A 21927-nucleotide genomic window follows, 5' to 3' on the forward strand; every position below is an offset into this window, starting at 1 on the left:
CTCCGCCCCTTAGTCGGACATCCTGTCCGAATGCGGGGCGCGGGCCATCCATGGCCCGCTGCTGCGCAATCCCCGGCCCGGCGGACGACGCTTCGGCATTTCGTTGCATGGTCTTCGACTGCCCTCACCCCAACCCCTCTCCCGCAAGCGGGAGAGGGGCTTTATGTCGTCATCCCCGCGAAGGCGGGGACCCAGTGCCGTTGCTCCCAAGCCCGTCATTCCCGCGAAGGCGGGAACCCAAGGACGTTGCTCTCCGTGCTTCGCGAACTGTTAACGGAGCAAAGCGGAGGTTCGCGGAATACATCCAAAATTGCTTGCTTCGTTCATGCGCGGATGTGGAAAGTGATTGCGTCGTTTACAGCCCGGTAAGGAGGCATCGATACAATCCAGATCCCCCCATCGAACAGTGCCCGCTGCATCGCGAACGGTAAGAATGCATTGCGATGCACGGCACTCCGCTTGCCGATGCGTATCGTCTTCTTCGCCAACACCGACTGGTATCTGTACAACTTCCGATTGTCGACCGCACTGCATCTCAAGGCGCACGGCGCCGATGTGGTGATGGTCTCGCCGCCAGGCGAGTTCGGCGAACGATTCGATCAGCACGGGATCGCCTGGTGCCAGCTGTCCATGGACCGCGCCAGCCTCAACCCCCTGCGCGAAATGCATACGCTGCGCGAACTGGTGACGGTGCTGCGGGCGCACAAGCCCGACCTGCTGCACAACTTCACGGTCAAGTGCGCCGTCTACGGCGCTCTCGCCGCCCGAATCGCGCGCGTTCCGGCGGTGGTCAACGCGGTGGCCGGCATGGGGTACGTTTTCGCCAGCGAAAGCGCCAAGGCGCGGCTGCTGCGGCCGGTGGTCAGCACGCTGATGCGGGCCACCCTCGGCCATGGGCATTCGCGCGTGATCCTGCAGAACCCCGACGATGCCCAGGCACTGACCGACGCGCGCCTGGTTCCCGGCAGCAAGATCCGCTTGATCAGGAGCTCCGGCGTCGATACCGAGCGCTTCCAGCCCTGCCCTCGCGCAGACGCAACGCAACCTCTGCGTGTTCTGCTGGCGGCACGGCTGCTGCGCGAGAAGGGCGTTGCTGAGTTCGCCGAGGCATCCAGGCTGCTGCGCCAGCAAGGACGCAGGATCGAATTCCTGCTTGCCGGCACACCCGATCCCGGCAATCCCAGTTCGATCACGCCCGAGGAAGCGCAGGGCTGGCACGAACAGGGCCTGTTGCAGTGGCTGGGCCACGTCGAGGACATGCCGGGACTGCTCGCCAGCGTGGATGCGATGGCCTTGCCAAGCTACTACCGCGAAGGCGTGCCGCGCTGCCTGATCGAGGGCGCCGCCGCCGGGCTGGCGCTGATCACCACCGATCTGCCGGGTTGTCGCGAAGTAGTCACCAGTGATGGCGATGACGGGCTGCACGTGCCCCCGCGCGATGCCACCTCCCTGGCCGTGCTGCTCGCGCGGCTCGATGGCGATCGCGCGCTGCTTGCAAGACTGGGCGCCAGTGCCCGCGAGCGCGCATTGCGCCACTTCGACGAGCGCCTGGTCATCCGGCGCACGCTGGACGTGTACGAGGAACTGCTGACCGTGCCGTTGCAGGCGCGAGCGTCGATGGCGGGATGAAGACGATGGTCGCGCACGGCTGGCGCCCTGCCGCAATGGCGATCTCCCTGCTCTGGCTGGCAACGCTGGCCGGCGCGGTGATGGTGTTCCTCGCACAGGTGGTGCTCGCGCGCCGGCTCGGACCGGCCGAGTACGGTCTGTTCGCCTCCTCATTGGCAACGGTCACGATGATCGCGCCTTTGGCAGGATTCGGACTCTCGCAGTTCCGCCTCAAGGCCTACGGCAGCGAAGGCTGGGCAGCAGATCGCTGGCTTCGCCCGGCCCTGCGTTTTTCCCTGGTCACCACGGCCCTGGCCATCGCGAGTGTGGTGGCATGGGCGCTGTGGGGCAATCCGGTCGATGCCGACACGCGTTCGACGCTGCTGCTGCTCGCGCCGGTGATCATCGGCGTGTTTGCCGTGGACCTGGTAGGCAGCAAGCTGCGCCTGGAGGAGCGTCACCGCGCCCTTGCGGGCTGGCAACTGCTGATGCCATCCGGTCGCCTGGCGGTGGCGTTGATGGCGGTCGGTATCGCCGGCATCGATGCGCGCGAGGTCGCGTTCGGCTACGGCCTAGTGGCACTGCTGATCTCTGCCACGGCGATGCCGCAGCTGGCGGCGATGAAGCGCGGCGAGATGAAACTGACCGGTCACGGCCCGCGTCAGTCGCCGCTGCCATCGATGGTGACGCCAGGTGCATGGCAGTTGTGGTCGCAGGCCTGGGCCTACGGTGTCGCCGCCACCCTTTACCCGGTGTTCTTCCAGGTCAGCACGGTGCTGCTGAAGTACCTGGATGGAAACGCGCAGGCCGGGCACTACGGTGTCGCCCTGGCGGTCATGTCGGCGTTGTATCTGTTCCCCGCGACGATCTACCAGAAGTTCCTGCTGTCGCGGCTGCACCGCTGGGCCGTGCACGACAAGCCGCAGTTCTGGCGCGTCTACCGGCTGGGCAACCTGGCGATGCTGGCGATTGGCCTGCTTACCGGCCTGGCGCTATGGCTGCTGTCGCCGCTGCTGGTGTCGATCGCATTCGGCCCGGCCTTTGCCGATGTCGCGGTGCTGCTGGGAATTCTCGCGATCTGCGCGCCGATCCGGTTCCTCTCGACCTCGGTCGGATCGGCGCTGCTTACCGAAAGTCACATGCGCTACCGCGTGCTGGCGATGCTGGCGGTGACGGTCGTTGCCGTTGCGCTGACCTGCCTGCTGATTCCGCGCCTGGGCGCGGTCGGCGCGGCCTGGGCGACGGTGGTGGCGGAGGCCACGCTGCTGTTGCTCATGTACCTGGGCGTGCGGCGGATCAAGCGGCCCGGGAGAACCCCATCGTGACCTGCGCCATGACGACGGACGCGCTTCGCGTCGGGTTCACCGGCTACTACGGCATGCGCAATTTCGGCGACGATCTGTTCGGCGTCCTTTGCACTACCGCCTCGCGACTGTACTGGAAAGCGGAACCGACCCTGGTCGGGCCCACGCTTGCGGATCTGGACGGTGGCAGCACCTGGCCGCGGCGATTGCCGCTGGACCTCTACGGCGCCAATGGCGCCGCAGGCAAGTGCAGCCGCCTGCTGAGTTTCGTCCGCGGTGTGCACGGCAATGATGTGCTGGTGATGGGCGGGGGCTCGGTCATTACCGCGCGCGAGTCCTTCCGCAAACCCTTGATGCTCTGGGCCAACCGGAGGCGTGGGCTGCAACTGGCGGCCGTGGGTGTTTCCATCGGTCCGTTCGCGGATCGGGCCGACGAGGCCATCGTGGCGGAGTACGCCCGCCACTTCTCGTACCTGTCGGTGCGCGACCGTCGCTCCTACGAGCTCGCGCTTGCCTTGGGGCTCGAGCGCGTGACCCACCACGGCCGCGATCTGGCCGGCCTGCTGTCGCTGTTGATTCCGACCGGCTCGGCCCGCGTCGGCATGCGCACCGACCACGGCGGGCCGTTGCATATCGGCATCGCGCCCTGCCGCTACAGCCCGCGCCCCGACCACCCTGCCCCGACGATGGATGCATGGCGGGACGCGATGATCGAGGCACTGGCGACGATCGCACCGCGCTCGCCGCTGCAGGTCGAGGTGTTCAGCCTCAACGGTCATCCGCGCCATGGCGACCAGGCACTCGCCGAAGACATCCAGTCACGACTGCGCGCGCGCGGCATCGATGCCGATCTGCGCCTCTACCGCGGCCATGATCCGCTCGCCATCGTCCGCGACATCTGCCGTTGCGATGCGTTCATCAGTGCGCGCCTGCATGGCGCGATCGTCGCCTACCTGTGCGGCGTGCCGCTCACGATCATCGACTACCACCCCAAGTGCCGCGATTTCGCCGACGACATCGGCCTTCCGCAGCAGTTCCGCGTCAGCGGCCCGCTGCATGGCAGTGACGAACTCGTCGCGGCGATCACCACGATGCTGAACGATACCGGTGCACGACCGGCGCTTTCACCGTCCGTATACGCGCAGCAGGCCCAGGACATATTCCAATGTGCACCTTGGTCGAATCAGCAACGGGCACGGCCCGATCGACGGGAAGACCTTCGGGATCATCCTCGATCAGGCGGTGACCCGGGAATCCACGGGACGGTGCCATGAACCGCGAAGTCGCCTCGCCTTCCGTCGCACCCATCTGCGTGATCGTGCCCTGCTATCGCTGCGGGGACACCATCGCCGAGGCGGTGGCTTCGATCGCCGCGCAGACGGTCGCACCGGCGCAGGTGCTGCTGGTGGACGACTTCAGCAACGACGGCACGCTCGAGATGCTGCACTTCATCTCCGCCAGCTACCCGCGCGGCTGGATCGAGGTCATCGCCCTGCCCGACAACGGCGGTCCGTCGCGTGCACGCAATGCCGGCTGGCATCGTGCCCGGCAGGAATACCTCGCCTTCCTGGATGCGGACGACAGCTGGGCGCCCACCAAGATCGAGCTGCAGATGCAGGCGCTGCGCGAGGACCCGGAGATCGCATTGCTCGCGCATGCCATGAAGGTTCGCGATCGCTCCGACCCCGCACCTGCATCGCCCCGCTCGGCACGGACGTCGATCGTGCCGCGTGCCCGGTTGCTGCTGAGCAATCCGTTCCCCACCGCATCGGTGGTGTTGCGCCGCGACCTGCCTTTCCGTTTCAACGAGGACTTCCGCAGGGTCGAGGATTTCCTGCTGTGGGGGCAGATCGGATTTTCCGGATTCCGCTGCGCCAAGCTCGACCAGACCCTGGCGTACTGGCACAAGGCCAACTATGGCGCCGGCGGTCTCAGCGAAGATCTCGTCGCGATGCATCGCGCAGGTCGCCAGGCACGCCTGGAACTGCTGCGCGAGGGATTTGTCACGCTGCCTGAGCATCTGTTCGCCCGCTCGTTCGGGCTGGTTCGCAAGGCCCGCCAGCGCCTGTTTGCGGCAGTGAGGCGATGGCGTGCGCAGGGGGTTGTGTCATGAGCGCGATCAACGGGCTGGCCACCGCGCACATCCGTCAGCACAGAGCGGCCGACACCGTCGGTGCGACCGTGCTGAGCATGCTGCTGCTGGCCGCCGTGGCCGCGTTTGGTTGCTGGCTGGTCGGCACGCGCTCGCCCGATATCGGCACCGATACGCTGACCTACGCCGGCTTCTTCGAGGCACTGGGCCGGGAATCGATCGAAACGCGCCTGGAGCCTGGCTTCGTCTACCTGAGCATCGCCCTGTGGAAGCTGGGCCTGGGCGTGACCGGTTACCAGACGGCGCTGTTCGCGCTGATGCTCGGGACCGTGGTCGTGTCCACACGCCAGTACTTCCGCGCGCTTGGCGATGACCGCGGCTACCTGACCTTCCTCAGCGTGTCGCTGATGCTGTTGTTCGTGTCGCCGATGTTCGTCAACGCCTCGATCAATGCGGTGCGCCAGGGCCTGGCGGCCCTGCTGGTTTTCACCGCGTTGCTGTCGTTCCAGCAACGGCGCTGGGGTGCGTTCGCGCTGTTCGGCCTCGTCGCCAGCAGCCTGCACATGTCCTCGTTGTTGTACCTGGTGTTCGCGCCGGTACTGCTGCTGGGACCCAGGACGCAGCGCCTGGTCGCCGTGGCCGGCTTCATCCTCTACGTCAGCGGCGCATCGATGGCGATGGTTAGGGCCGCCGTGCCGGCGTTGTACGAACTGGTGATGACCTACACCGAGAACAGTCACTACCGGTCCGGCGTGCGCATCGACTTCGCCGTGTTCTCAATCTTCTGGTACGCCCTTCCGTACGCGCTGTCGCCGCTGGTCAAGCCCGAGTTCCGCACGAAGATCCGCGACAGCACTGCCATCTACCTGGTGATGCTGCTGCCGTTCTTCGCGATCGGCTGGGGATTCTTCTCCAACCGCTACCTGCTTCCGGCATGGCTGTCGGTATCGCTGATCGTGGCCGCGGTGATCTGCCACAGCCGCCTGCCCGCGTTTCGCCACCCGCTGCTGCTGAGGTTTGGCCTGATCCTGTCGTGCGCGGTGTTCTATTACTACGTCAACAACGAGATCGTGATCTGACCGGCATGTCGCAATCGCTGCAGAAACTCATCGTCGGCCTGACCTATCCCCCTGCCCTGAGCCTGTGCCTGATCGTTCTGGCACTGGGCCTGCTGCTCCTGCGCCGTCGCCGCGGCGCCGTGGCGACTTTCGCCGTGGCGGTGGCCTGGTCGGCGTTATGGTCGATCCCGATGGCATCGGACTGGCTGCGCGGCCGCGTGGAGCAGCGCTACCCGCCTGTCGAGGAGGCGACGCTGCCGCGTGCGGACGCCATCGTCGTGCTCGGCGGCGGCATGCGCTACGGATGGCTCGACCGTCCCGATGTCCGCGCCGAGGACCTGCAGAACAGCCGCCTGGCAGCAGGTGCGCGAGCGTGGCTGGCAAACCGCGCGCCGATCGTGATCCTGTCCGGCGGCGGGGAGAACGGCGGTGAAGGCAGCAACGACAGCGAAGCGCGGATGATGGCCACCGCCATCGCGCGCCTCGGGGTTCCGCCGTCGGCGCTGGTGCTGGAAGAGCGCAGCCACAACACCCGCGACAACGCCCGTTACACCGCGCAGATCCTCAGTCGCCGCGACGCACGCCACGTTCTGCTGGTCACGTCTTCCCTGCATATGCCACGTGCCATGGCGCAGTTCCGCAACGAAGGGATCGATGCGATCGCGGTACCCGTTCCCGAACGAGCGCGGCGCGTGACCTGGAAGCAGCGCTGGTTCCCGTCTCGCAGCGCGCTGTGGCGCAGTGGGCGTGCGTTCAAGGAAATGGGTGGTTTGTTGATGGTTCGTATACAGAACTGAACTGGCAACACGTCACGCTTTTTGCTGTTTTGTTTCGCTGCGGTTGAACACACTGAACGCCATCGCACCAGGCATTCGCACAATCACGCCTCTTCGGCGATGTCGACATTAGGATCGCTGATGTGGTTCGCAATGTATGCGCGTTGCGTGCTTTGTTCTCCATGCGCTTGCCGACGACATGAGGGCCAGTCCTTGAACAGCATGATTCTTAAAGGCACGATCCTGAAAGGCGCGATCCTGAAAGGCACGATCAAGAGAGTCGCGTTAGCCAGCTCCATCGCTTCGGCCGTGATTGCCACTGGCGGTTGTGTGCCCGGCCAGCAGATGAGCCGGCAGTCGTCCGGTGACATGCAGGTTGCAGGAGGCAGCGACGTGCGCATGGTGCCGATCACGGCCGAGACCGCGACGCCACCGCGATCGCCGGTCCAGGTCCCGCAGGAACTGCTGAACTACCGCAGCGAGTCCTACAAGATCCACCCCGGCGACACCATCCTGGTCACGGTCTGGGACCATCCCGAGCTGACCAGTCCTGCCGGCAACCAGCAGCAGGCCGTTACCAACGGCCGCCTGGTGCAGCCCGACGGAACCTTCTTCTATCCCTATGCCGGCAAGATCAACGTCACCGGCATGACCATCGAGGATCTGCGCAGCACGCTGGCCAGTCGTCTCGCGCAGTACCTTCGCAATCCCCAGCTCGACATCAACGTGGTCGGTTACGGCAGCCGCGTCGCCGTGCAGGGGGCGTTCGAGGACACCGCGCCGCAGGAAGTCACCACCGTTCCGCTGACGCTGTCCCAGGCCGTCGGTCGTGCCCGCATCAACGTCGAACAGGCCGACCTTGCCGGCTTCGTGCTGACGCGTGATGGTCGCGATTACCCGCTCGACCTGGATGCGCTCAATCGCGACGGCAAGGTCGCTCCCGACATTTTCCTCAAGCCCGGCGATCGCCTGTTCCTGCCATTCAACGATCGCAAGGAAGTCTACGTCGTCGGCGAAGTGCTGCGTCCACAGGCGCTGACCTTCAAGACCACCGACATGTCGCTGACCCAGGCGCTGGGCCGGACCGGCGGTCTCAATCCGGTCACGTCGAAAGGCGAAGCGGTCTATGTGATCCGCGGCATCGAACAGATGTCGCAGACGCCCGCCACCGTCTACCACCTCGACGCCAAGTCGCCGGCCGCTTTCGCCCTGGGCGATCGCTTCTCGCTGCGCCCGGGCGACGTGGTCTGGGTCGGCCCGGCCGGTGTCACGCGCTGGAACCGCTTCCTGTCGCAGCTGCTGCCGCTGTCGGGCATCATCGCCAACGCCGCCGCGGCCGGGAACGATGTCGGCAACTGATGCAGGGCCTGGCAACGCGCGTCACCGACCGCAGACGTCGGTGACGCGACCGATCCTCCGGGCCTGACCGCCTGACCGCCGATCACCAGGTGCGTTTGCACCGCGCATGCGGTATCACTGCGCGGTACTTCCTCCCTGGGAACGGACATGGGCCCTGCCACCGCTGGCAACGCTTGGCGAGCCGGGTGGCTGCTCCTTGCTGCATTGTTGCCGTGCGCATGTCGAAGCGTCGTCGACCGCCCGGCGTCGCGGCCGGCGTCGGCCGGGCCTTGCGCCGCAGGATTGCACTGCAAGGCCGTCGACAGCGACGAGGCCAGGCGCAGTCTGGAGATGGCCCATACCTGGTCGCGCCGCGCAGCCGCAATGGATGGTCACAACGCCACGGACGCATGGACGCGATGCGCGCTCGCCGCATATCCAGCTCTTGCTGAGCGCGACACCGTGGTTGAAGCGGCGACGCTGGCCACGCACTGCACCGACGCCCTGCTCGCCCGTACGCTGGCGCAGCGCAGCGGCGGCTGGGTCACGGGACAGCAGACCATCGACGGCAATGAATTCGACATCGAGTTCCGGCAGCTGTCGCCCTATCTGGATGGCCCGCTCAGACTCACCCGCGCCAGCGAAGTGTCGATGACCCTGCTTGGCGATACCCGGATGAACCGCGCCGGGTTCGGCGTGCCGCTGGCCGTACTGTCGCGTCGCTGCACCGACCGTCCCCTGTGCGAACTGCTGCCCCCCGAGGGCGTGTTCCGCAATGCGACCGCCTGGCTCGAACCGGGAAACATTGAACCGGGCAGCGCCAAACACGGGCGACCGCGCCTGGTCATCGCCGACGCGGTCGCACTCGACACCCTGGCCGTCGGCACGCAGCGCATCACGCTTGCCTACGATACGTCGGCCGGATTTGCCTCCGGCGCGCTCACCTCTAAACTGGATCGGCTGGCGATCTGGGGTCTGCTGGGTGGCGATGAAGTCGGTCGCCGCGCAGGCCTTTACCTGCTCGAGGACTACGACCCCACCAAACGTCCGCTGGTGATGATCCATGGCCTGGGCAGCAGCCCGCTGACCTGGGCGCGGTTGTCCAACGCGGTCTGGGGTGCGCCGGACCTGCGCGAACGCTTCCAGATCTGGCACGTCGTCTACCAGACCAACGCGCCGCTGCTGGTGATCCGCCGACGGGTGCAGCGATATCTCGATGACGCCTGGCGCATCCTCGACCCCGAGGGTGACGACCCTGCACGCACGGGCACGGTGCTGGTCGGCCACAGCCTGGGCGGCGTGGTGGCGCGGATGCTGTGCGTCGATAGCGGTGAAGTGCTGTGGAATGCAGCCTTCGTGGTGCCGGTGACGGCGCTCAAAGGCGATGCCGAGGACATCACGGGCGTCGACGAAGTCTTCCATTTCACGCCCTACCCCGGCATCTCGCGTGCGATCTTCATCTCATCCCCGCACGGCGGCAGCCCGAGCGCGACCCGCTGGTACGGACGCCTGGCACGCGTGCTGATCGGGCGGCGCACACCGGAACTGCAATCGCTCAAGCGCATCGCCGACATCAATCCGCAGGCGGTGCAACCGGAACTGCGGCTGTTCTACCAGCAGGCGCGACTGAACAGCATCACCACCCTGCAGACGCAACAGCCCGTTCGTGCCGCTGGCCAGGCGTTGATGCCGGCCACTGGCATTGCCTACCACACCATCGCCGGCGCATTGCCCGGGCGCAGTCCTCCGACCGATGGCGTGGTGCCGCTGGAAAGCGCGGTCATCCCCGGAGCCGAATCGACGCTGGTGCTTCCGCTTGGCCACGACCTCCACGAGAGCGCCGAGGGCGTGGCGGAAGTGCTGCGCATCCTTCGCGAGTCTGGCGGCAGCGACTGACCCGGGAACCAAAAGCAACAGGGCCGACGAGTTTCCCCACCGGCCCTGCATGATCCCCGACCTCGGTGACCTTACTTTGCCGGCGCACTGCCCGGCGGGAACGTCGCGAACATCTTGTCGATGCCGGCCTGCACCAGCGTGTTCGCCTTCTCCACCGAACTGGGAACGGTGGCCGAAGCGGTTCCGCGCCAGACTGCCTGCTTGGTCTTGGTGTCGAACATGTCGACGATCAGCGTGCCCACGTCATAGGTACGCACCGTCGTCGAAGCGCTGCCCATGCCCATGCCACCCCAGCCCCAACCGCCCCATGCCGGACCGTTGTAGAACGTGTCGATGCTCTGCTTCTGCGTCGTGGCGACATTGGCCACCAGGGCGATGTCGGCCGAGGACTCCGCTACCTGGCGCCAGCCGCGCGCCTGCAGCTTCGCGTCCACGGCGGAGACGATGCGCTGCTGGATCAGCGGCGAATTGGCCTCGGGCTTCTTCAGCCATGCATAGGTCTGGTAGCTGCCGAACTGCGCGGCCGGATCGTGATCGGTGGTCACCGTCGGCGAGGTTGCGCAGCCGCCCAGCATCGTCGCCAGCAACATGCCCAGCGCAAGGTGTTTCATGGTCTTCTCCCGTGTGAGGCAAACGTTGGCACGCCATTGTGCGGCGACGAACCACAGCCATCCTGGCCCGCGACGGCTGCGGTGTTTACGTGGAACGGGAATTAGCCCCCAAGGGCGTGAACTGCATGTGAAATGTTGCCGCCACGCGCGACCGCAGGCCAAGGTGGCCTGCCATCGCGCGGACGTTCTGCCGGATCAGAACGAGATCGGAACGCGAGCGGTAAAGGTCACGTCGGGCGTGTCGCGTGTCACGCCGACACCGAGTGCGACGTTGAGCGAAACCTTGTCGTTGAAGCGATAGGTGCCGCCAAGCAGCATCGTCCCCAGCGTCACCCGCACCGATCCCGGCGCATCCCTTCCGTTCTGCTCGGTCTTGCCGACCAGGCTGGTGTCGTAGCCGAGGCTGATCGACGCCTTCTCGTTCAACGCCAGGCCCATGCCGAGATTGAAGCCCCAGATGTCGCCTGCCTTGACGTCGCCCAGCGGCTCGGTGCCGCCAAGCAGCACCGTGCGCGAGACGTCGTGACGCTCGAAGTTGTACAGGTAGCTGATGCTGCCGAAGAACACCACCGGGTCGGACGGGTACAGCCAGGTCACGCCCGGCTGCACGGCCTGGAAACCAGTGCCGGTCGGCAGCTCCAGCGGCAGGCCGGTGCCGGTCGCGTTGGAGACGCAACGTGTCACGCAGTCGGTGACCACGTCGAAGATGTCCTTGCCTGTGCGGCTCTTGTAACGCAGCCAACCGATGTAGAACGCCTTGTCCGGGCCGCCGCGGTTGAGCTGATAGCGCGCCGTTGCCTCGACATCGCCCATGCCGCGGCCGCTGGCGTTGAAGACGTTGTCGACGGCGGTGCCGGTGAAGATCTCGCGGCTTACGGTATCGGCGTTGATGTAGACGTAGGGCAGCTTCGCTTCGAGTTCGAAGCGGCCACCGCCGAAACCGTAGCGGCCGGTGAGCGTCGCCACGCCGGAGGTGGTCTTGACCTGCCGCACGTCGATCAGGCCGATCAGGATCGCCGGTATGACGGTGAAGCCGACCAGTGCCACGCGATCGTTGGCCGAATAGCCGTGCTGCAGTGACGGCTCGAGGATGAACTTTCCGGCCGGCGTCAGCACGCCGGGCTGGTCGAAGATCTGCGCCACTTCCGGCGGACGCGACGACGACGGCGGTGCCTCACCCACCGGCTGCTGGCGCTGCTGTTGCGGTTGCTGCTGTTGTTGCTGCTGGGCCACCGGCAGTTGCTGTTGCTGCTGTTGTGGTTGTGGTTGTGGCTGCTGTGCCTGCTGCTGCGCCACCTGCGTCGGCTGCTGTTGCACAGGCACCGGCACGAAGGTCTGCTGCGCCAGCGAAGGCACCATCCGACTGGGTGTCACGCCAGCACCGCGTTCACCTTCCAGACGCTCCTCGTCGAGGGCACGTTGCAGGTTGGCGACGCTCTGTTCCTGCTGGGCCAGGGACTGGCGCAGTTCACCCAGACGCTGGGTCTGCTGGTTGATCTCGCGCTGCAAGGCGTCCAGACGCGCCTCGGCCGCAGCCACATCCTCGGGCGTTGCCGGAACCAGTGCGGGAGCCGATGGCGCCGGTTGCGATGGCACCGATTGCGATGACACTGACTGCGCCGGCGCTGACGGCGTCGCCGGCTTTGCGGTGACGGCAGCGACCGCCGACGCGGCAGCAACTGCTTCGGTGATGGTGGTTTTCGTCGGCGTTGTGGCTGCGGCGGGCTTGGCGGCAGAAGCCGCGGCGGCTGCGGCGGCGGCTGCAAGGGCGGCCGTGGCAGAGCTGTCCGCCGTGGCGGTCCTGGCGCTGCGCGCAGGAGGCACCACGGGAGCGGGCGCGGCATTGGCCGGCGTCCCTGCGTCGGTCCGGTTCACTGGCTGCGAAGGGTCCTGGGCATCGGCGATGCCGGCCATCCCCAGCAACAGGCAGGGAGCAAGCATCAGGCGCTTGTGCGTTGGTGGCGTCCTTTTCATGCGGCCTCCTGTGGGGGTCCTCGGATAGAACGCGGTCCGGTCGACTTTCAGGGCGCCGGCACCAGGGCGGCAGTCTCAGGGGCCCGAAGTCATGGCGATGTCGCCGCGACCATGGCGCTCTGGAGCGCCTGCTGCGTATTGAGATCCTGGAACGCGCTCAGGGTGTCGACGCCAACGTTGACCGTGGTCAGGGCGCGAATGTCCTGATCGCTGCGCGTGTTCTGAACCAGCAGACCGTTGAAATCGGCAGACGGCTCGAAGGTGTTGCCTTCGCCGATCTGGATCACCTGGCCCTGGTTGAAGTTGGCCAGTTCCTGGGCCTGGGCCTGGGTCATCCGGCCGATGTCGGGAATGTTCACCCGCGTGGAGGCCAGCAGTTCGCCGTTGACGTATACCGCGCGCTCGATCCCGAACGACAACGACATGCCGCTTGCGGTCTGGAACCCGCCGCGCATGTCCTCCAGCAGCGCCGGGTCGATCGCGACCCATTCCTCACCCAATGGCCTCACCTCTGCCGCGCCTGCCGTCGTCGCGACCACAGCGGCGACGAACGTGGCAGCCACCAGGGAGGATCTCAGAAGCAATGAAGGCGAGCGCATATGCCACCCCTCAGATGTCGCCCGGCCGCTTGCGCGGCGTGACGATGTTGTAAAGGCTGTCGCGTGCGATGCCGGCATCCAGCGGCGCCGGTGGCGCCGTGCGCCAGTCGCGGGCGAGATTGAAGCCGGCGATCTCGCGCCGGTTGTGGATCACGAACAGGATCTTGTTGTCCCACAGCTCTTCGAACCGCGAGCGTGGCATCGCCCGCGTGCCGCGGGCGGGATCGCCAAGCAGGATACGACCGTTGCGCAACCCCTTGATCACGACGAAATGCTTGTAGCCGCGATCGTTGAGCAGCACGATCGCCGGCAACCCTTCCTGGAACAGTTTGTCGAGCGGCTGTTCGAAACCGTCGGCCTCGAATCCACGCGACTGCAGGTAACGGCGCATGTCCAGCAGCGAGAAACCGCGCTGTTTGATCTTGGCCTGGTCGCCGCGCTCGTACATCTGCATGAACACCTCGGCCTCGGTGACCGGGATGCCGTACTGGTAGGTCAGCAGCGTCGCCGTGGCCGCCGATCCGCAGCTGAAGTCGTACTGCTGTGGCACCGTGGTCTGGAACCTCGCCTCCTTGAGGCTGACCACCTGCATGCGATAGGGGGCGCCGTTGACGCGCACGTCCACCTTGCCGGCCTGGGCCAGGCCGGCCAACAGTATCCAGGCCGATGCCGCCATCAAAGCACGGCCCCGGATGGTGCGGACGCTCATGGAGTCGGGTCCGCGAACTGCACGTTCACGATCATTCCGTTCTGGATCAGCACGTTTGCGCCGGTGTTCTGGATGACGGTGTTGATGCCGTTGGAATTGACAAACGAACCGCCGCTCAACGCATTGTTTCCGGTGACGACACGATTGGCGGTGTTGTCCTCGACTCGGCCTTCCAGAAGGATGTCGTTTTCGACGATATCGGCGCCGCCACGCATGTCGGCCAGCGCTTCCAGATCGATCGACTGACCCATCGCGCTGTCCTGGACAGGCGCCTCGATGACAGGCTCGGCCGCGGGTGCGAACGCCAGAGGATCACCGGGTTCGCTGTAACTGGTGGTGAGGTCCTGGGCAGCCACCGTGCCCAATGACGACAGGCCGATCAGGCCTGCGATGCTTGCAAGAACGATGGAACGGGTCGGTCGCACGGTCATTCTCCTTTGCCATGCAGTCCCCGTTGCGCGCGTGGTCGCCCACGTTTCCGGAATTTCCCGCCGGCGCTTGCGGCGCCGGCAGGAAGTCCTTTGCGCGCATTCCGACGTAGCCGGAGGCCAGAGACCTCCGGTACGCCGTGGGGGAGCGCTTATGGGCCTACGGACAGATTGGCCTGGACGGTCACGCCCTGCTGGATCAGCGAGGCGAAACCGCTGTTCTGCGCAACCGTCATGATGCCGGCCGCCGACTGTCCAACGCTGGTCATGTTGCTGGACATGTTGAACGAGCCTGCGTCATTGGCGACTGAGCCACCAGCACCGCCGGCACCGCCGACTGCACCGTTGCCGACGCCACCGTTGCCGACGCCACCGTTGCCGGTACCGCCTGCCCCGCCGTCGCCGCCCGTGGCACCTGCCGCACCGACCGCGCCGTCACCTGCAGTCGCCGAGCCATTGCTTGCGCTGGCGTCGGCACTGCCGTTGGTGGCTGAGCCACCGCCGCCGCCGGAACCGGCAGAAGCAGTCACTGCGCCGCTGGCACCGCCGTCACCGGCCGTCGCACCCGAGGTGCCCGTACCTGCGCCGGAGGTTGCAGTCGAGGACGAGGTCGAGCTCGAGGTCGAGCTCGGCGAGCCGCCGGCACCGCCCGCGCCGCCAGTGCCGGTACCGCCAGCACCACCCGCGCCGCCGGTGTCGGAGCCAGCACCACGAGCGCCACCGCCGTCACCGCCGTCGTTGCCATTGGCACCGCCGCCGCCGCCGCCGTCGCCGCCACCGGCAAGCGAGCCGGAGCCGGAGCCTGAACCCGAGCCGGCCAGGCTGGCACCGCCAGCGTCGCCGCTGTCGTTGCTGGCATCGCCGCCACGACCACTGGTGTTATCCCAGGTGTCGCCGCCGCGGCCGCCACGGCCGGCCGTCGCATCACCGATCCTGGCATTGCCCGATTCCGCGCTGCCGTTGTTGGCATCGCCGCCACTGCCGCCGTTGCCGCCGCTGCCGCCGTCGCCGCCGTTGCCGCCGCCGCCGCCGTTGCCTTCGCCACCGTAGCCCTTGCCACCGTAGCCATCACCACCGGCTCCGCCCTTGCCACCGTTGGCGTCGCCGAAATTCTTGGCGACATTGCCGATGTCATGGGTACGAACGTCGTAGACCGAGCCTTCCAGCTTGGTGATCGCGACGATGTGGCTGGAGGTCTTGGAGAAGCTGCTCGAATCGGTATAGGTGTTGGTTGCCGTGCCGCTGCTTGCCGCCGCGGCCGAGCCACCGTCTGCCTCTGCCTTGCCGTTGTTTTCTGTGCTGCTGTCGCTACTGCTGTCGGAGGCGGTAATGTTGGAGAGGACGTCGTCGCCCTCGCCGCCATTGCCGTTGGTCTGTTGTGCCCAGGCCTGGCTGGTTAAACCAAGGCCAAGGAGCACTGCCGTTGCCATCAAGCTGCTACGAATGCGCATTGTTGTTCTCCTTTACGGTACGTCGATTGGCACCCGGGGGAGGCACCGGTAAACGACGCATGGAACTACACGCACAGGCGGTGCCAAGCTTCGTTCAGCTAAGGCAAGTGATTGATCGACAACGCGATTCCAACTGAACAAATATGGGTTGGCTGGAGATCGGGGCAAGCACACCCGCAGAACGGCCCAAGGTGTTGCATATTTGAAACCGGCTTCGTCCGAGGACTTGATGTCCTTCGCCATTGGCATGGCGCAAACCATTGATCCATGGTGCTCGCAAACAACGAGCCGCATATTCAGCGGGGCATTGCGAAAGTGAAACGCCTGCCTTTACAGGCATCTTGCAAAAGCAGGATTCCCGTTTCCACTCAACGCGTTGAATCGAAAATCTGCTGTTCTTCTGGCGTTTCGCACCGGCAACGCACGGATAACTATCCGGATCAGTCGCTGCCCCTGCTCACACCGCGCTCACGTCGGGCGGCGTCGCGAACGGCACGCAGGCGCTCGAGCTTTTCGCGCAGCTTGATCTCCAGACCACGATCGACCGGCTGGTAATACACGCGCTCGCCCATGGCATCGGGGAAGCCGGTCTGGTCCAGCGCGATGCCGCCCTCGGCGTCGTGATCGTACTGGTAGCCCTTGGCGTAACCGAGCTGCTTCATCAGTTTCGTCGGCGCATTGCGCAGGTGCAGCGGCACGTCCTGTGTCCCGTACTCGCTGACGTCGCGCTTGGCCGCATTGAAAGCGGCATAGCCGGCATTGGACTTGGCCGTGCTGGCCAGGTACAGCGTCAGCTGCGCGAACGCCAGCTCGCCTTCGGGGCTGCCCAGGCGTTCGAAGGTGTCCCAGGCATCGAGCGCCATCTGCAACGCACGCGGATCGGCCAGGCCAATGTCCTCGATCGCCATGCGTGTGAGTCGGCGTGCGAGATACGAGGGATCGCAGCCGCCATCTAGCATGCGTGTGAGCCAGTACAACGCGGCATCGGGATTGGAACTGCGCACCGACTTGTGCAGTGCCGATATCTGGTCGTAGAACTGTTCGCCGCCCTTGTCGAAGCGGCGCGTGCGGTCGGCCAGCACCTGCGCCAGCGTGGTCGCGGTGACTTCGCCGCCTTCGCCTTCGGCCAGTTCGGCGGCAATCTCCAGCAGCGTCAATCCGCGACGGACATCGCCATCGGCGGCGCGCGCAATCTGTTCCAGTGCCTCGTCGTCGACCTTGAGCCCGCGCCCGCCAAGGCCGCGCTCCTCGTCGGCCAATGCCTGCTGCAGCGCCAGGCGAATGTCCTCCACCGATACCGCTTCCATCACGTGCACACGGCAACGCGACAGCAACGCCGAGTTCAGTTCGAACGACGGATTCTCGGTAGTGGCACCGATGAAGAGGATGGTGCCGCGCTCGATGTGCGGCAGGAACGCATCCTGCTGCGCCTTGTTGAAACGATGCACCTCATCGACGAACAGCACCGTGCGGTGGCCTTCGCCAAAGCGCACCGCTGCCTCGGCCAGTACCTGCCGCACTTCCGGCAGTCCGGACAACACCGCCGAGATCGCGCGGAACTCCGCATCGGCGTACTTGGCCAGCAGCAGTGCCAGCGTGGTCTTCCCGCAACCCGGCGGCCCCCAGAGCACCATCGAATGCACGCGTCCGGACTCAATCGCGCGACGCAGCGCCGAGTGCGGCGCAAGCAGGCGCTTCTGCCCGACCATTTCGTCGAGCGTGCGCGGGCGCATCCGCTCGGCGAGCGGGCGCATGGCATCACGGTCGACCTGGAGCAGGTCGTCGCCCGCGGACAGGCCGGAAGCGGAGTTTCGGGGGGAGTTTTGCCGGACCACGTGTTGGCAACCTTGCCGGGGACACGCACACAATACCAAGACGGGCGCGCATGGCCGCAGCCGTGGTTTGCAGGGTCAACGATTTGCAGTTTCAGCGACCGGCCACGGGCGGCAGGACGGTGTCGGGTGCGGCACCCAGGTCGTAGTGCAGTTGCAGCCACTGGCCGCTGCGGCGGTCGTAGAACGCGGCGATGCGGATCTTGCTGCTGCCGTCGCGGCCGAAGTCGGCCAGCCCCCAGGCGTCGATCAGCAGGTAGTTCTGACCGGTCTCGACAGCCTCGATGCGATCGAGCTGCAGCCGTATCGATGCAAACGCCAGTTCCCCGCGCAGCGCCTGCACCAGGCGATCGTCGAGCTGCTGCACCATCGCCGTGTCGTTGGGCACCGGTCGCGCATCGCCGCCGACGCCGAGCACCAGTTCCGGCGCGGCGGCCTGACCGAGCAGCACGTCGTACTGGGTGCGGAACGCGAAGCCGATCCATGCCACGTCGCCGGCGAAACGCATCTGCCCTTCCCCGCTGATCGCACGCCGACCGGCATCGCCGGGCTGGTCGTCGATTGTGCCGAAGCGAGCCTCGACGGCGCGGCCGTCGAACTGCGTGGCCAGCGCCCCGACCACGACGCCGGCCACCGCTTTTTCGAGCGCAGGGCGGTCGCTGCCGCGTGCCTGGACAGCATGCGAGGCTGGCTCCAGGGGCGGTGGCGGCAACGTCCGCGTCGCCCCCGGCGCAGTCGCGCCGGGGGCGACGGCGAGTGCCGCCGTCGAGTGCGCCAGCGACAGCACGAGCGCCCATGTCCAGCAAGCATGCATCGATCGGGGCAGGCTCCTGCGGCCGTTATTGGCGCGGCCGTTATTGGCGTCGCTGCCACCCTATAAAACGAAAAGGCCCGCCGAAGCAGGCCTTGCATTGGAGCTTGTGGGAGGGGCTTCAGCCTCGATCGTCGCGGCTGAAGCAGGCTCAACCGCCGCCGATCACGTCCACGCCCTTGGGCGGCGTGTAGCGGAAGGTGCCCGCGGCGAAGGCCGGGTTGCGCTTCCAATCACTGAAACTGATCTCGGTGTGCTGGCCCAGCGCATCGACCACCTGCATCTTCGCCAGACCGGTCTTGTCGAAACCCAGCCGCGCCGAACGGAAACCCGCGTCGCCTTCGGTCCTGGGCGTCAGGGACAGCCATTCCAGCCCCTCGGCCGCGCCCAGTTCCTTGACGTTGAACTGCGCGTCCAGGCGGCTGGGGTCGATCAATGCCGACAGCGGGCTGTTCTGCTCTTCCTCGCCCTGCGGACGCACGGTCACCTGCTGCAGGTCGGGGTCGTGCACCCAGACCTTCTTGCCGTCGGCGACGATCAGCTGCGCGTACGGCTTGACGTATTCCCAGCGGAACAGCCGCGGCGCCGACAGGGCCACCTGCCCGCTCGAGTTTTCCTTGAGCTTGCCGCTGGGGTCGTAGACCTGCTGGGTGAATTGCCCGCTCAGGCCCTTCAGGCCTTTGGTGAACGTGTTGAGGTCGTTACGCGCGCCGGCGAAGGCGCTTGAAGCGGCCAGCGCGGCAATGAGGCCGGTCAGATGGATGAAACGCATGGAAGTCCCTGGATGGAGTGGCGGCATGGCGCGATGGGCGCAGTGTGCCGCCAAAAAGATGAATGGAGGCACGATCGCCCCGCCAAGGCCCTACTTCGGCGGTGGCGGGGCCAGCACGCTGCGGTCGCCGTTGTGCTCGGGCGGAGTGACAACACCGGCCATTTCCATCGCCTCGATCAGGCGCGCGGCACGGTTGTAGCCTATCTTGAGGCGGCGTTGCACGCCCGAGATCGATGCGCGGCGGGTTTCGGTGACGATGCGAACGGCCTCGTCGTAGAGCGGATCGGATTCGTCGCCACCACCACCGCCGCTTTCCGGCAGGCCGGTCGCGCCGACGACAATGCCGTCGCCCATGGTCTGCACTTCGTCGAGCACGCCCTGGATGTAGTCCGGGCCACCGCCGACCTGCTTGAGGTGCTCGACCACGCGATGCACTTCCTCGTCGGAGACGAAGGCGCCGTGGACGCGCTCGGGCATCGCCGTGCCCGGCGGCAGGTACAGCATGTCGCCATGGCCGAGCAGCGTTTCCGCGCCGGACTGGTCGAGGATGGTGCGCGAGTCGATCTTGCTCGACACCTGGAAGGCGATGCGCGTGGGGATGTTGGCCTTGATCAGGCCGGTGATCACGTCCACCGACGGACGCTGCGTGGCCAGGATCAGATGGATGCCGGCGGCGCGCGCCTTCTGCGCCAGACGGGCGATGAGTTCTTCGACCTTCTTGCCGACGATCATCATCATGTCGGCGAATTCGTCGATGAAGATGACGATGAACGGCAACGTCTCCAGCGGCTGCGGCGCCTCGCCCAGCTCAGCGTTGGGTTTGAACAGCGGATCCATCATCGGCTGGCCCGCTTCTTCCGCATCCTTGACCTTCTTGTTGAAGCCGGCCAGGTTGCGCACGCCCACCGCCGACATCAACTTGTAGCGGCGCTCCATTTCGGCCACGCACCAGCGCAGGCCGTTGGCGGCCTCCTTCATGTCGGTGACGACCGGCGCGAGCAGGTGCGGAATACCCTGGTAGACCGACAGCTCGAGCATCTTCGGATCGATCATCAGCATCCGCAGATCCTTCGCGGACGCCTTGTAAAGCAACGACAGCACCATCGCATTGACCGCGACCGACTTGCCCGAGCCGGTGGTACCGGCGACCAGCAGGTGCGGCATGCGCGCCAGGTCGGCCACCGTCGGCCGGCCGGCGATGTCCTTGCCCAGCGCCAGCGTCAGCGGGCTGGTCGCCTTGTCGTATTCCTTCGAGCGCAGCAGTTCGGACAGGAAGATCATCTCGCGCGTGGTGTTCGGCGTTTCCAGGCCGACCACCGACTTGCCCGGGATCACGTCGACCACGCGCACCGACTTCACCGACAGGCCGCGGGCGATGTCCTTGTCGAGCGAACTGATCTGGCTGACCTTCACGCCCGGCGCCGGCTCCAGCTCGAAGCGCGTGATCACGGGGCCCGGATAGGCGCCGACCACCTGCGCATCGATGCGGAAGTCCTTGAGCTTGAACTCGATCTGGCGCGACAGCGTCTCCAGCGTCTCTTCGCTGTAGCCCTTGGGCTGCGGCTTGGGATCGTCGAGCAGCGCCAGCGGCGGTATGCCGGTGCCGTCGCCGACGTGGAACAGCGGAATCTGCTGCTCGCGCTTGGCACGTTCGCTCTTTTCCACCACCGGCGCCGCCGGCGGTTCGATCCTGACCGGCGCGCGCTTGGCGCGCAGTTCCGTGTCGACCTTGCGTGCTTCTTCGCGCTCCTCGCGGAACGCGCGGGTCTGCTGCCACTCGGTCGCCTGCTTCTCGCCCTGGCGGAACAGCTTGCTCAGCGTCGGCCCGAGCGCGAGCACCCACTGGCCGATCTTGTCCATCACCGCGAACCACGACAGGCCCGTGGCCAGCGTCACCGACACCAGCAGCAACGCCAGCAGGAAGAGATTTCCTCCCACCGGCCCGAAACCGAGATACAGCGATTTGCCGACCAGCCGGCCGAGCATGCCGCCGCTGCCGGCAGAGAACGAGTCCGGCGAGGCCACACGCAGGTGCAACAGCCCCGTGGCGGCGACCAGGAACCCGACGATGCCGATCAGTCGCAGCGCCGGCCCCAGGTCGGCATCGCCATCGCCGTCCTCGTCCATGCCGAACAAGGCGATCCAGGCGACCGCACCGAGCATCAGCGGCAGCAGGAATGCGACATAGCCGCACAGGTACAGGAGGATGTCGGCGGTGAACGCACCGACGCGGCCGCCGACGTTGTGCAGCGGCGCGGTGATGCTGCCCGCGTGCGACCAGCCCGGATCCTGCGGCGAGAACGTCACCAGGCTCGCAAGCAGGTACAGCAGCACGGGCGCGATGATGATCAGCGCGATATCGCGCATGAGACGTTGCCGCCGCGGCGATGGCGGCAGCTTTTCGGCCGTGACTTTCTTGCGGCTGGCTGTGGACGCTTGCGCCACCGTGATGTTCTGCCTTAGCTAGATACTGTTAGTTGTTGAATATACGCCAGAAAAGGCGGGGAATGTGAGGTGCCGCCCCGGTTTTGGCCCCCTCCGCGCACCAAGGATCGTAACCGAAGCCATCGGGCTGTTGCTGATGGGGCATTCGTCTGCGGAACGGCGTCGTCCGCCGGGCCGGGGATTGCTCCGCCCCTTCGTCGGACATCCTGTCCGAAGGCGGGGC

At 66.3% G+C, this 21927-nt stretch carries 18 protein-coding genes; 8 read left to right on the plus strand and 10 right to left on the minus strand.

The genetic code is table 11. From position 1 onward, the window contains the following. Positions 1-465 precede the first annotated feature (465 nt). From AC3A3X_RS17090 to AC3A3X_RS17125, 8 genes are all read left to right on the plus strand, one after another. Positions 466-1629, plus strand: a complete 1164-nt coding sequence (locus AC3A3X_RS17090; RefSeq protein WP_487584197.1) for a glycosyltransferase family 4 protein — start codon at positions 466-468, stop codon at positions 1627-1629. Continuing rightward, positions 1626-2933 (plus strand): lipopolysaccharide biosynthesis protein, encoded by a 1308-nt coding sequence (locus tag AC3A3X_RS17095; protein ID WP_487584198.1) that lies wholly within the window; start codon positions 1626-1628, stop codon positions 2931-2933. The genes AC3A3X_RS17090 and AC3A3X_RS17095 overlap by 4 nt, the downstream gene beginning before the upstream one ends. Before the next feature lie 8 nt (positions 2934-2941). Further along, positions 2942-4186 (plus strand): polysaccharide pyruvyl transferase family protein, encoded by a 1245-nt coding sequence (locus AC3A3X_RS17100; RefSeq protein ID WP_487584199.1) that lies wholly within the window; start codon positions 2942-2944, stop codon positions 4184-4186. Continuing rightward, positions 4183-5025, plus strand: a complete 843-nt coding sequence (locus AC3A3X_RS17105; RefSeq protein ID WP_487584200.1) for a glycosyltransferase family 2 protein — start codon at positions 4183-4185, stop codon at positions 5023-5025. Before AC3A3X_RS17100 ends, AC3A3X_RS17105 begins: the two co-directional genes overlap by 4 nt. After that, the gene (locus AC3A3X_RS17110) at positions 5022-6083 is read left to right on the plus strand and encodes an EpsG family protein (protein ID WP_487584201.1); all 1062 of its coding nucleotides are present in this window, start codon (positions 5022-5024) and stop codon (positions 6081-6083) included. The genes AC3A3X_RS17105 and AC3A3X_RS17110 overlap by 4 nt, the downstream gene beginning before the upstream one ends. A 5-nt stretch (positions 6084-6088) precedes the next feature. Next, positions 6089-6859 carry a YdcF family protein gene (locus AC3A3X_RS17115; protein ID WP_487584202.1) on the plus strand — a complete coding sequence of 257 codons (771 nt, stop codon included), beginning with the start codon at positions 6089-6091 and terminating at the stop codon, positions 6857-6859. Positions 6860-7060: 201 nt separating this feature from the next. Continuing rightward, entirely contained in the window at positions 7061-8197 is a 1137-nt protein-coding gene (locus tag AC3A3X_RS17120) for a polysaccharide biosynthesis/export family protein (protein ID WP_487584214.1), read from the plus strand. Between the two features lie 282 nt (positions 8198-8479). Next, positions 8480-10072, plus strand: a complete 1593-nt coding sequence (locus AC3A3X_RS17125; protein ID WP_487584203.1) for an esterase/lipase family protein — start codon at positions 8480-8482, stop codon at positions 10070-10072. Positions 10073-10143: 71 nt separating this feature from the next. Here the strand turns inward: AC3A3X_RS17125 and AC3A3X_RS17130 are convergent, their stop codons facing one another. The 10 genes from AC3A3X_RS17130 to AC3A3X_RS17175 form a co-directional block, all read right to left on the minus strand. Then, a complete protein-coding gene (locus tag AC3A3X_RS17130) occupies positions 10144-10683 on the minus strand; it encodes a DUF4136 domain-containing protein (protein WP_487584204.1) in 540 nt (179 codons plus the stop codon). Between the two features lie 195 nt (positions 10684-10878). Then, a complete protein-coding gene (locus tag AC3A3X_RS17135; RefSeq protein WP_487584205.1) occupies positions 10879-12657 on the minus strand; it encodes an acetate kinase in 1779 nt (592 codons plus the stop codon). A gap of 89 nt (positions 12658-12746) precedes the next feature. Further along, positions 12747-13220, minus strand: a complete 474-nt coding sequence (locus AC3A3X_RS17140) for a hypothetical protein (protein WP_487584206.1) — start codon at positions 13218-13220, stop codon at positions 12747-12749. A 46-nt stretch (positions 13221-13266) separates the two neighbouring features. Continuing rightward, positions 13267-13965: a C39 family peptidase gene (locus AC3A3X_RS17145; protein WP_487584207.1), complete on the minus strand. Its 699-nt coding sequence runs from the start codon at positions 13963-13965 to the stop codon at positions 13267-13269. Then, on the minus strand, positions 13962-14390 hold the full coding sequence (locus AC3A3X_RS17150) for a hypothetical protein (RefSeq protein WP_487584208.1): 429 nt from the start codon (positions 14388-14390) through the stop codon (positions 13962-13964). Before AC3A3X_RS17150 ends, AC3A3X_RS17145 begins: the two co-directional genes overlap by 4 nt. A 155-nt stretch (positions 14391-14545) precedes the next feature. Further along, a complete protein-coding gene (locus AC3A3X_RS17155; RefSeq protein ID WP_487584209.1) occupies positions 14546-15844 on the minus strand; it encodes a hypothetical protein in 1299 nt (432 codons plus the stop codon). Positions 15845-16284: 440 nt separating this feature from the next. Further along, a complete protein-coding gene (locus AC3A3X_RS17160) occupies positions 16285-17598 on the minus strand; it encodes a replication-associated recombination protein A (protein ID WP_487584210.1) in 1314 nt (437 codons plus the stop codon). A gap of 172 nt (positions 17599-17770) precedes the next feature. Then, the gene (locus tag AC3A3X_RS17165; protein WP_487584211.1) at positions 17771-18490 is read right to left on the minus strand and encodes a hypothetical protein; all 720 of its coding nucleotides are present in this window, start codon (positions 18488-18490) and stop codon (positions 17771-17773) included. 148 nt (positions 18491-18638) lie between these two features. Next, the gene (gene lolA, locus AC3A3X_RS17170) at positions 18639-19259 is read right to left on the minus strand and encodes an outer membrane lipoprotein periplasmic chaperone LolA (protein WP_487584212.1); all 621 of its coding nucleotides are present in this window, start codon (positions 19257-19259) and stop codon (positions 18639-18641) included. A gap of 90 nt (positions 19260-19349) precedes the next feature. Next, positions 19350-21704: a DNA translocase FtsK gene (locus AC3A3X_RS17175; RefSeq protein ID WP_487584213.1), complete on the minus strand. Its 2355-nt coding sequence runs from the start codon at positions 21702-21704 to the stop codon at positions 19350-19352. Positions 21705-21927 lie beyond the last annotated feature (223 nt).

The organism is Lysobacter sp. Soil_N_23 (genome assembly GCF_057656135.1).

What these genes read in the sequence shown, in the direction of transcription:
- AC3A3X_RS17115 (WP_487584202.1), top strand. Translation starts at nt 6,089, where the DNA reads ATGTCGCAATCGCTGCAGAAACTCATCGTCGGCCTGACCTATCCCCCT.
- AC3A3X_RS17120 (WP_487584214.1), top strand. Translation starts at nt 7,061, where the DNA reads ATGATTCTTAAAGGCACGATCCTGAAAGGCGCGATCCTGAAAGGCACG.
- AC3A3X_RS17130 (WP_487584204.1), bottom strand. Translation starts at nt 10,683, where the DNA reads ATGAAACACCTTGCGCTGGGCATGTTGCTGGCGACGATGCTGGGCGGC.
- AC3A3X_RS17145 (WP_487584207.1), bottom strand. Translation starts at nt 13,965, where the DNA reads ATGAGCGTCCGCACCATCCGGGGCCGTGCTTTGATGGCGGCATCGGCC.
- AC3A3X_RS17135 (WP_487584205.1), bottom strand. Translation starts at nt 12,657, where the DNA reads ATGAAAAGGACGCCACCAACGCACAAGCGCCTGATGCTTGCTCCCTGC.
- AC3A3X_RS17090 (WP_487584197.1), top strand. Translation starts at nt 466, where the DNA reads ATGCGTATCGTCTTCTTCGCCAACACCGACTGGTATCTGTACAACTTC.
- AC3A3X_RS17165 (WP_487584211.1), bottom strand. Translation starts at nt 18,490, where the DNA reads ATGCATGCTTGCTGGACATGGGCGCTCGTGCTGTCGCTGGCGCACTCG.
- AC3A3X_RS17095 (WP_487584198.1), top strand. Translation starts at nt 1,626, where the DNA reads ATGAAGACGATGGTCGCGCACGGCTGGCGCCCTGCCGCAATGGCGATC.
- lolA (WP_487584212.1), bottom strand. Translation starts at nt 19,259, where the DNA reads ATGCGTTTCATCCATCTGACCGGCCTCATTGCCGCGCTGGCCGCTTCA.
- AC3A3X_RS17105 (WP_487584200.1), top strand. Translation starts at nt 4,183, where the DNA reads ATGAACCGCGAAGTCGCCTCGCCTTCCGTCGCACCCATCTGCGTGATC.
- AC3A3X_RS17100 (WP_487584199.1), top strand. Translation starts at nt 2,942, where the DNA reads ATGACGACGGACGCGCTTCGCGTCGGGTTCACCGGCTACTACGGCATG.
- AC3A3X_RS17160 (WP_487584210.1), bottom strand. Translation starts at nt 17,598, where the DNA reads ATGCGCCCGCTCGCCGAGCGGATGCGCCCGCGCACGCTCGACGAAATG.
- AC3A3X_RS17155 (WP_487584209.1), bottom strand. Translation starts at nt 15,844, where the DNA reads ATGCGCATTCGTAGCAGCTTGATGGCAACGGCAGTGCTCCTTGGCCTT.
- AC3A3X_RS17110 (WP_487584201.1), top strand. Translation starts at nt 5,022, where the DNA reads ATGAGCGCGATCAACGGGCTGGCCACCGCGCACATCCGTCAGCACAGA.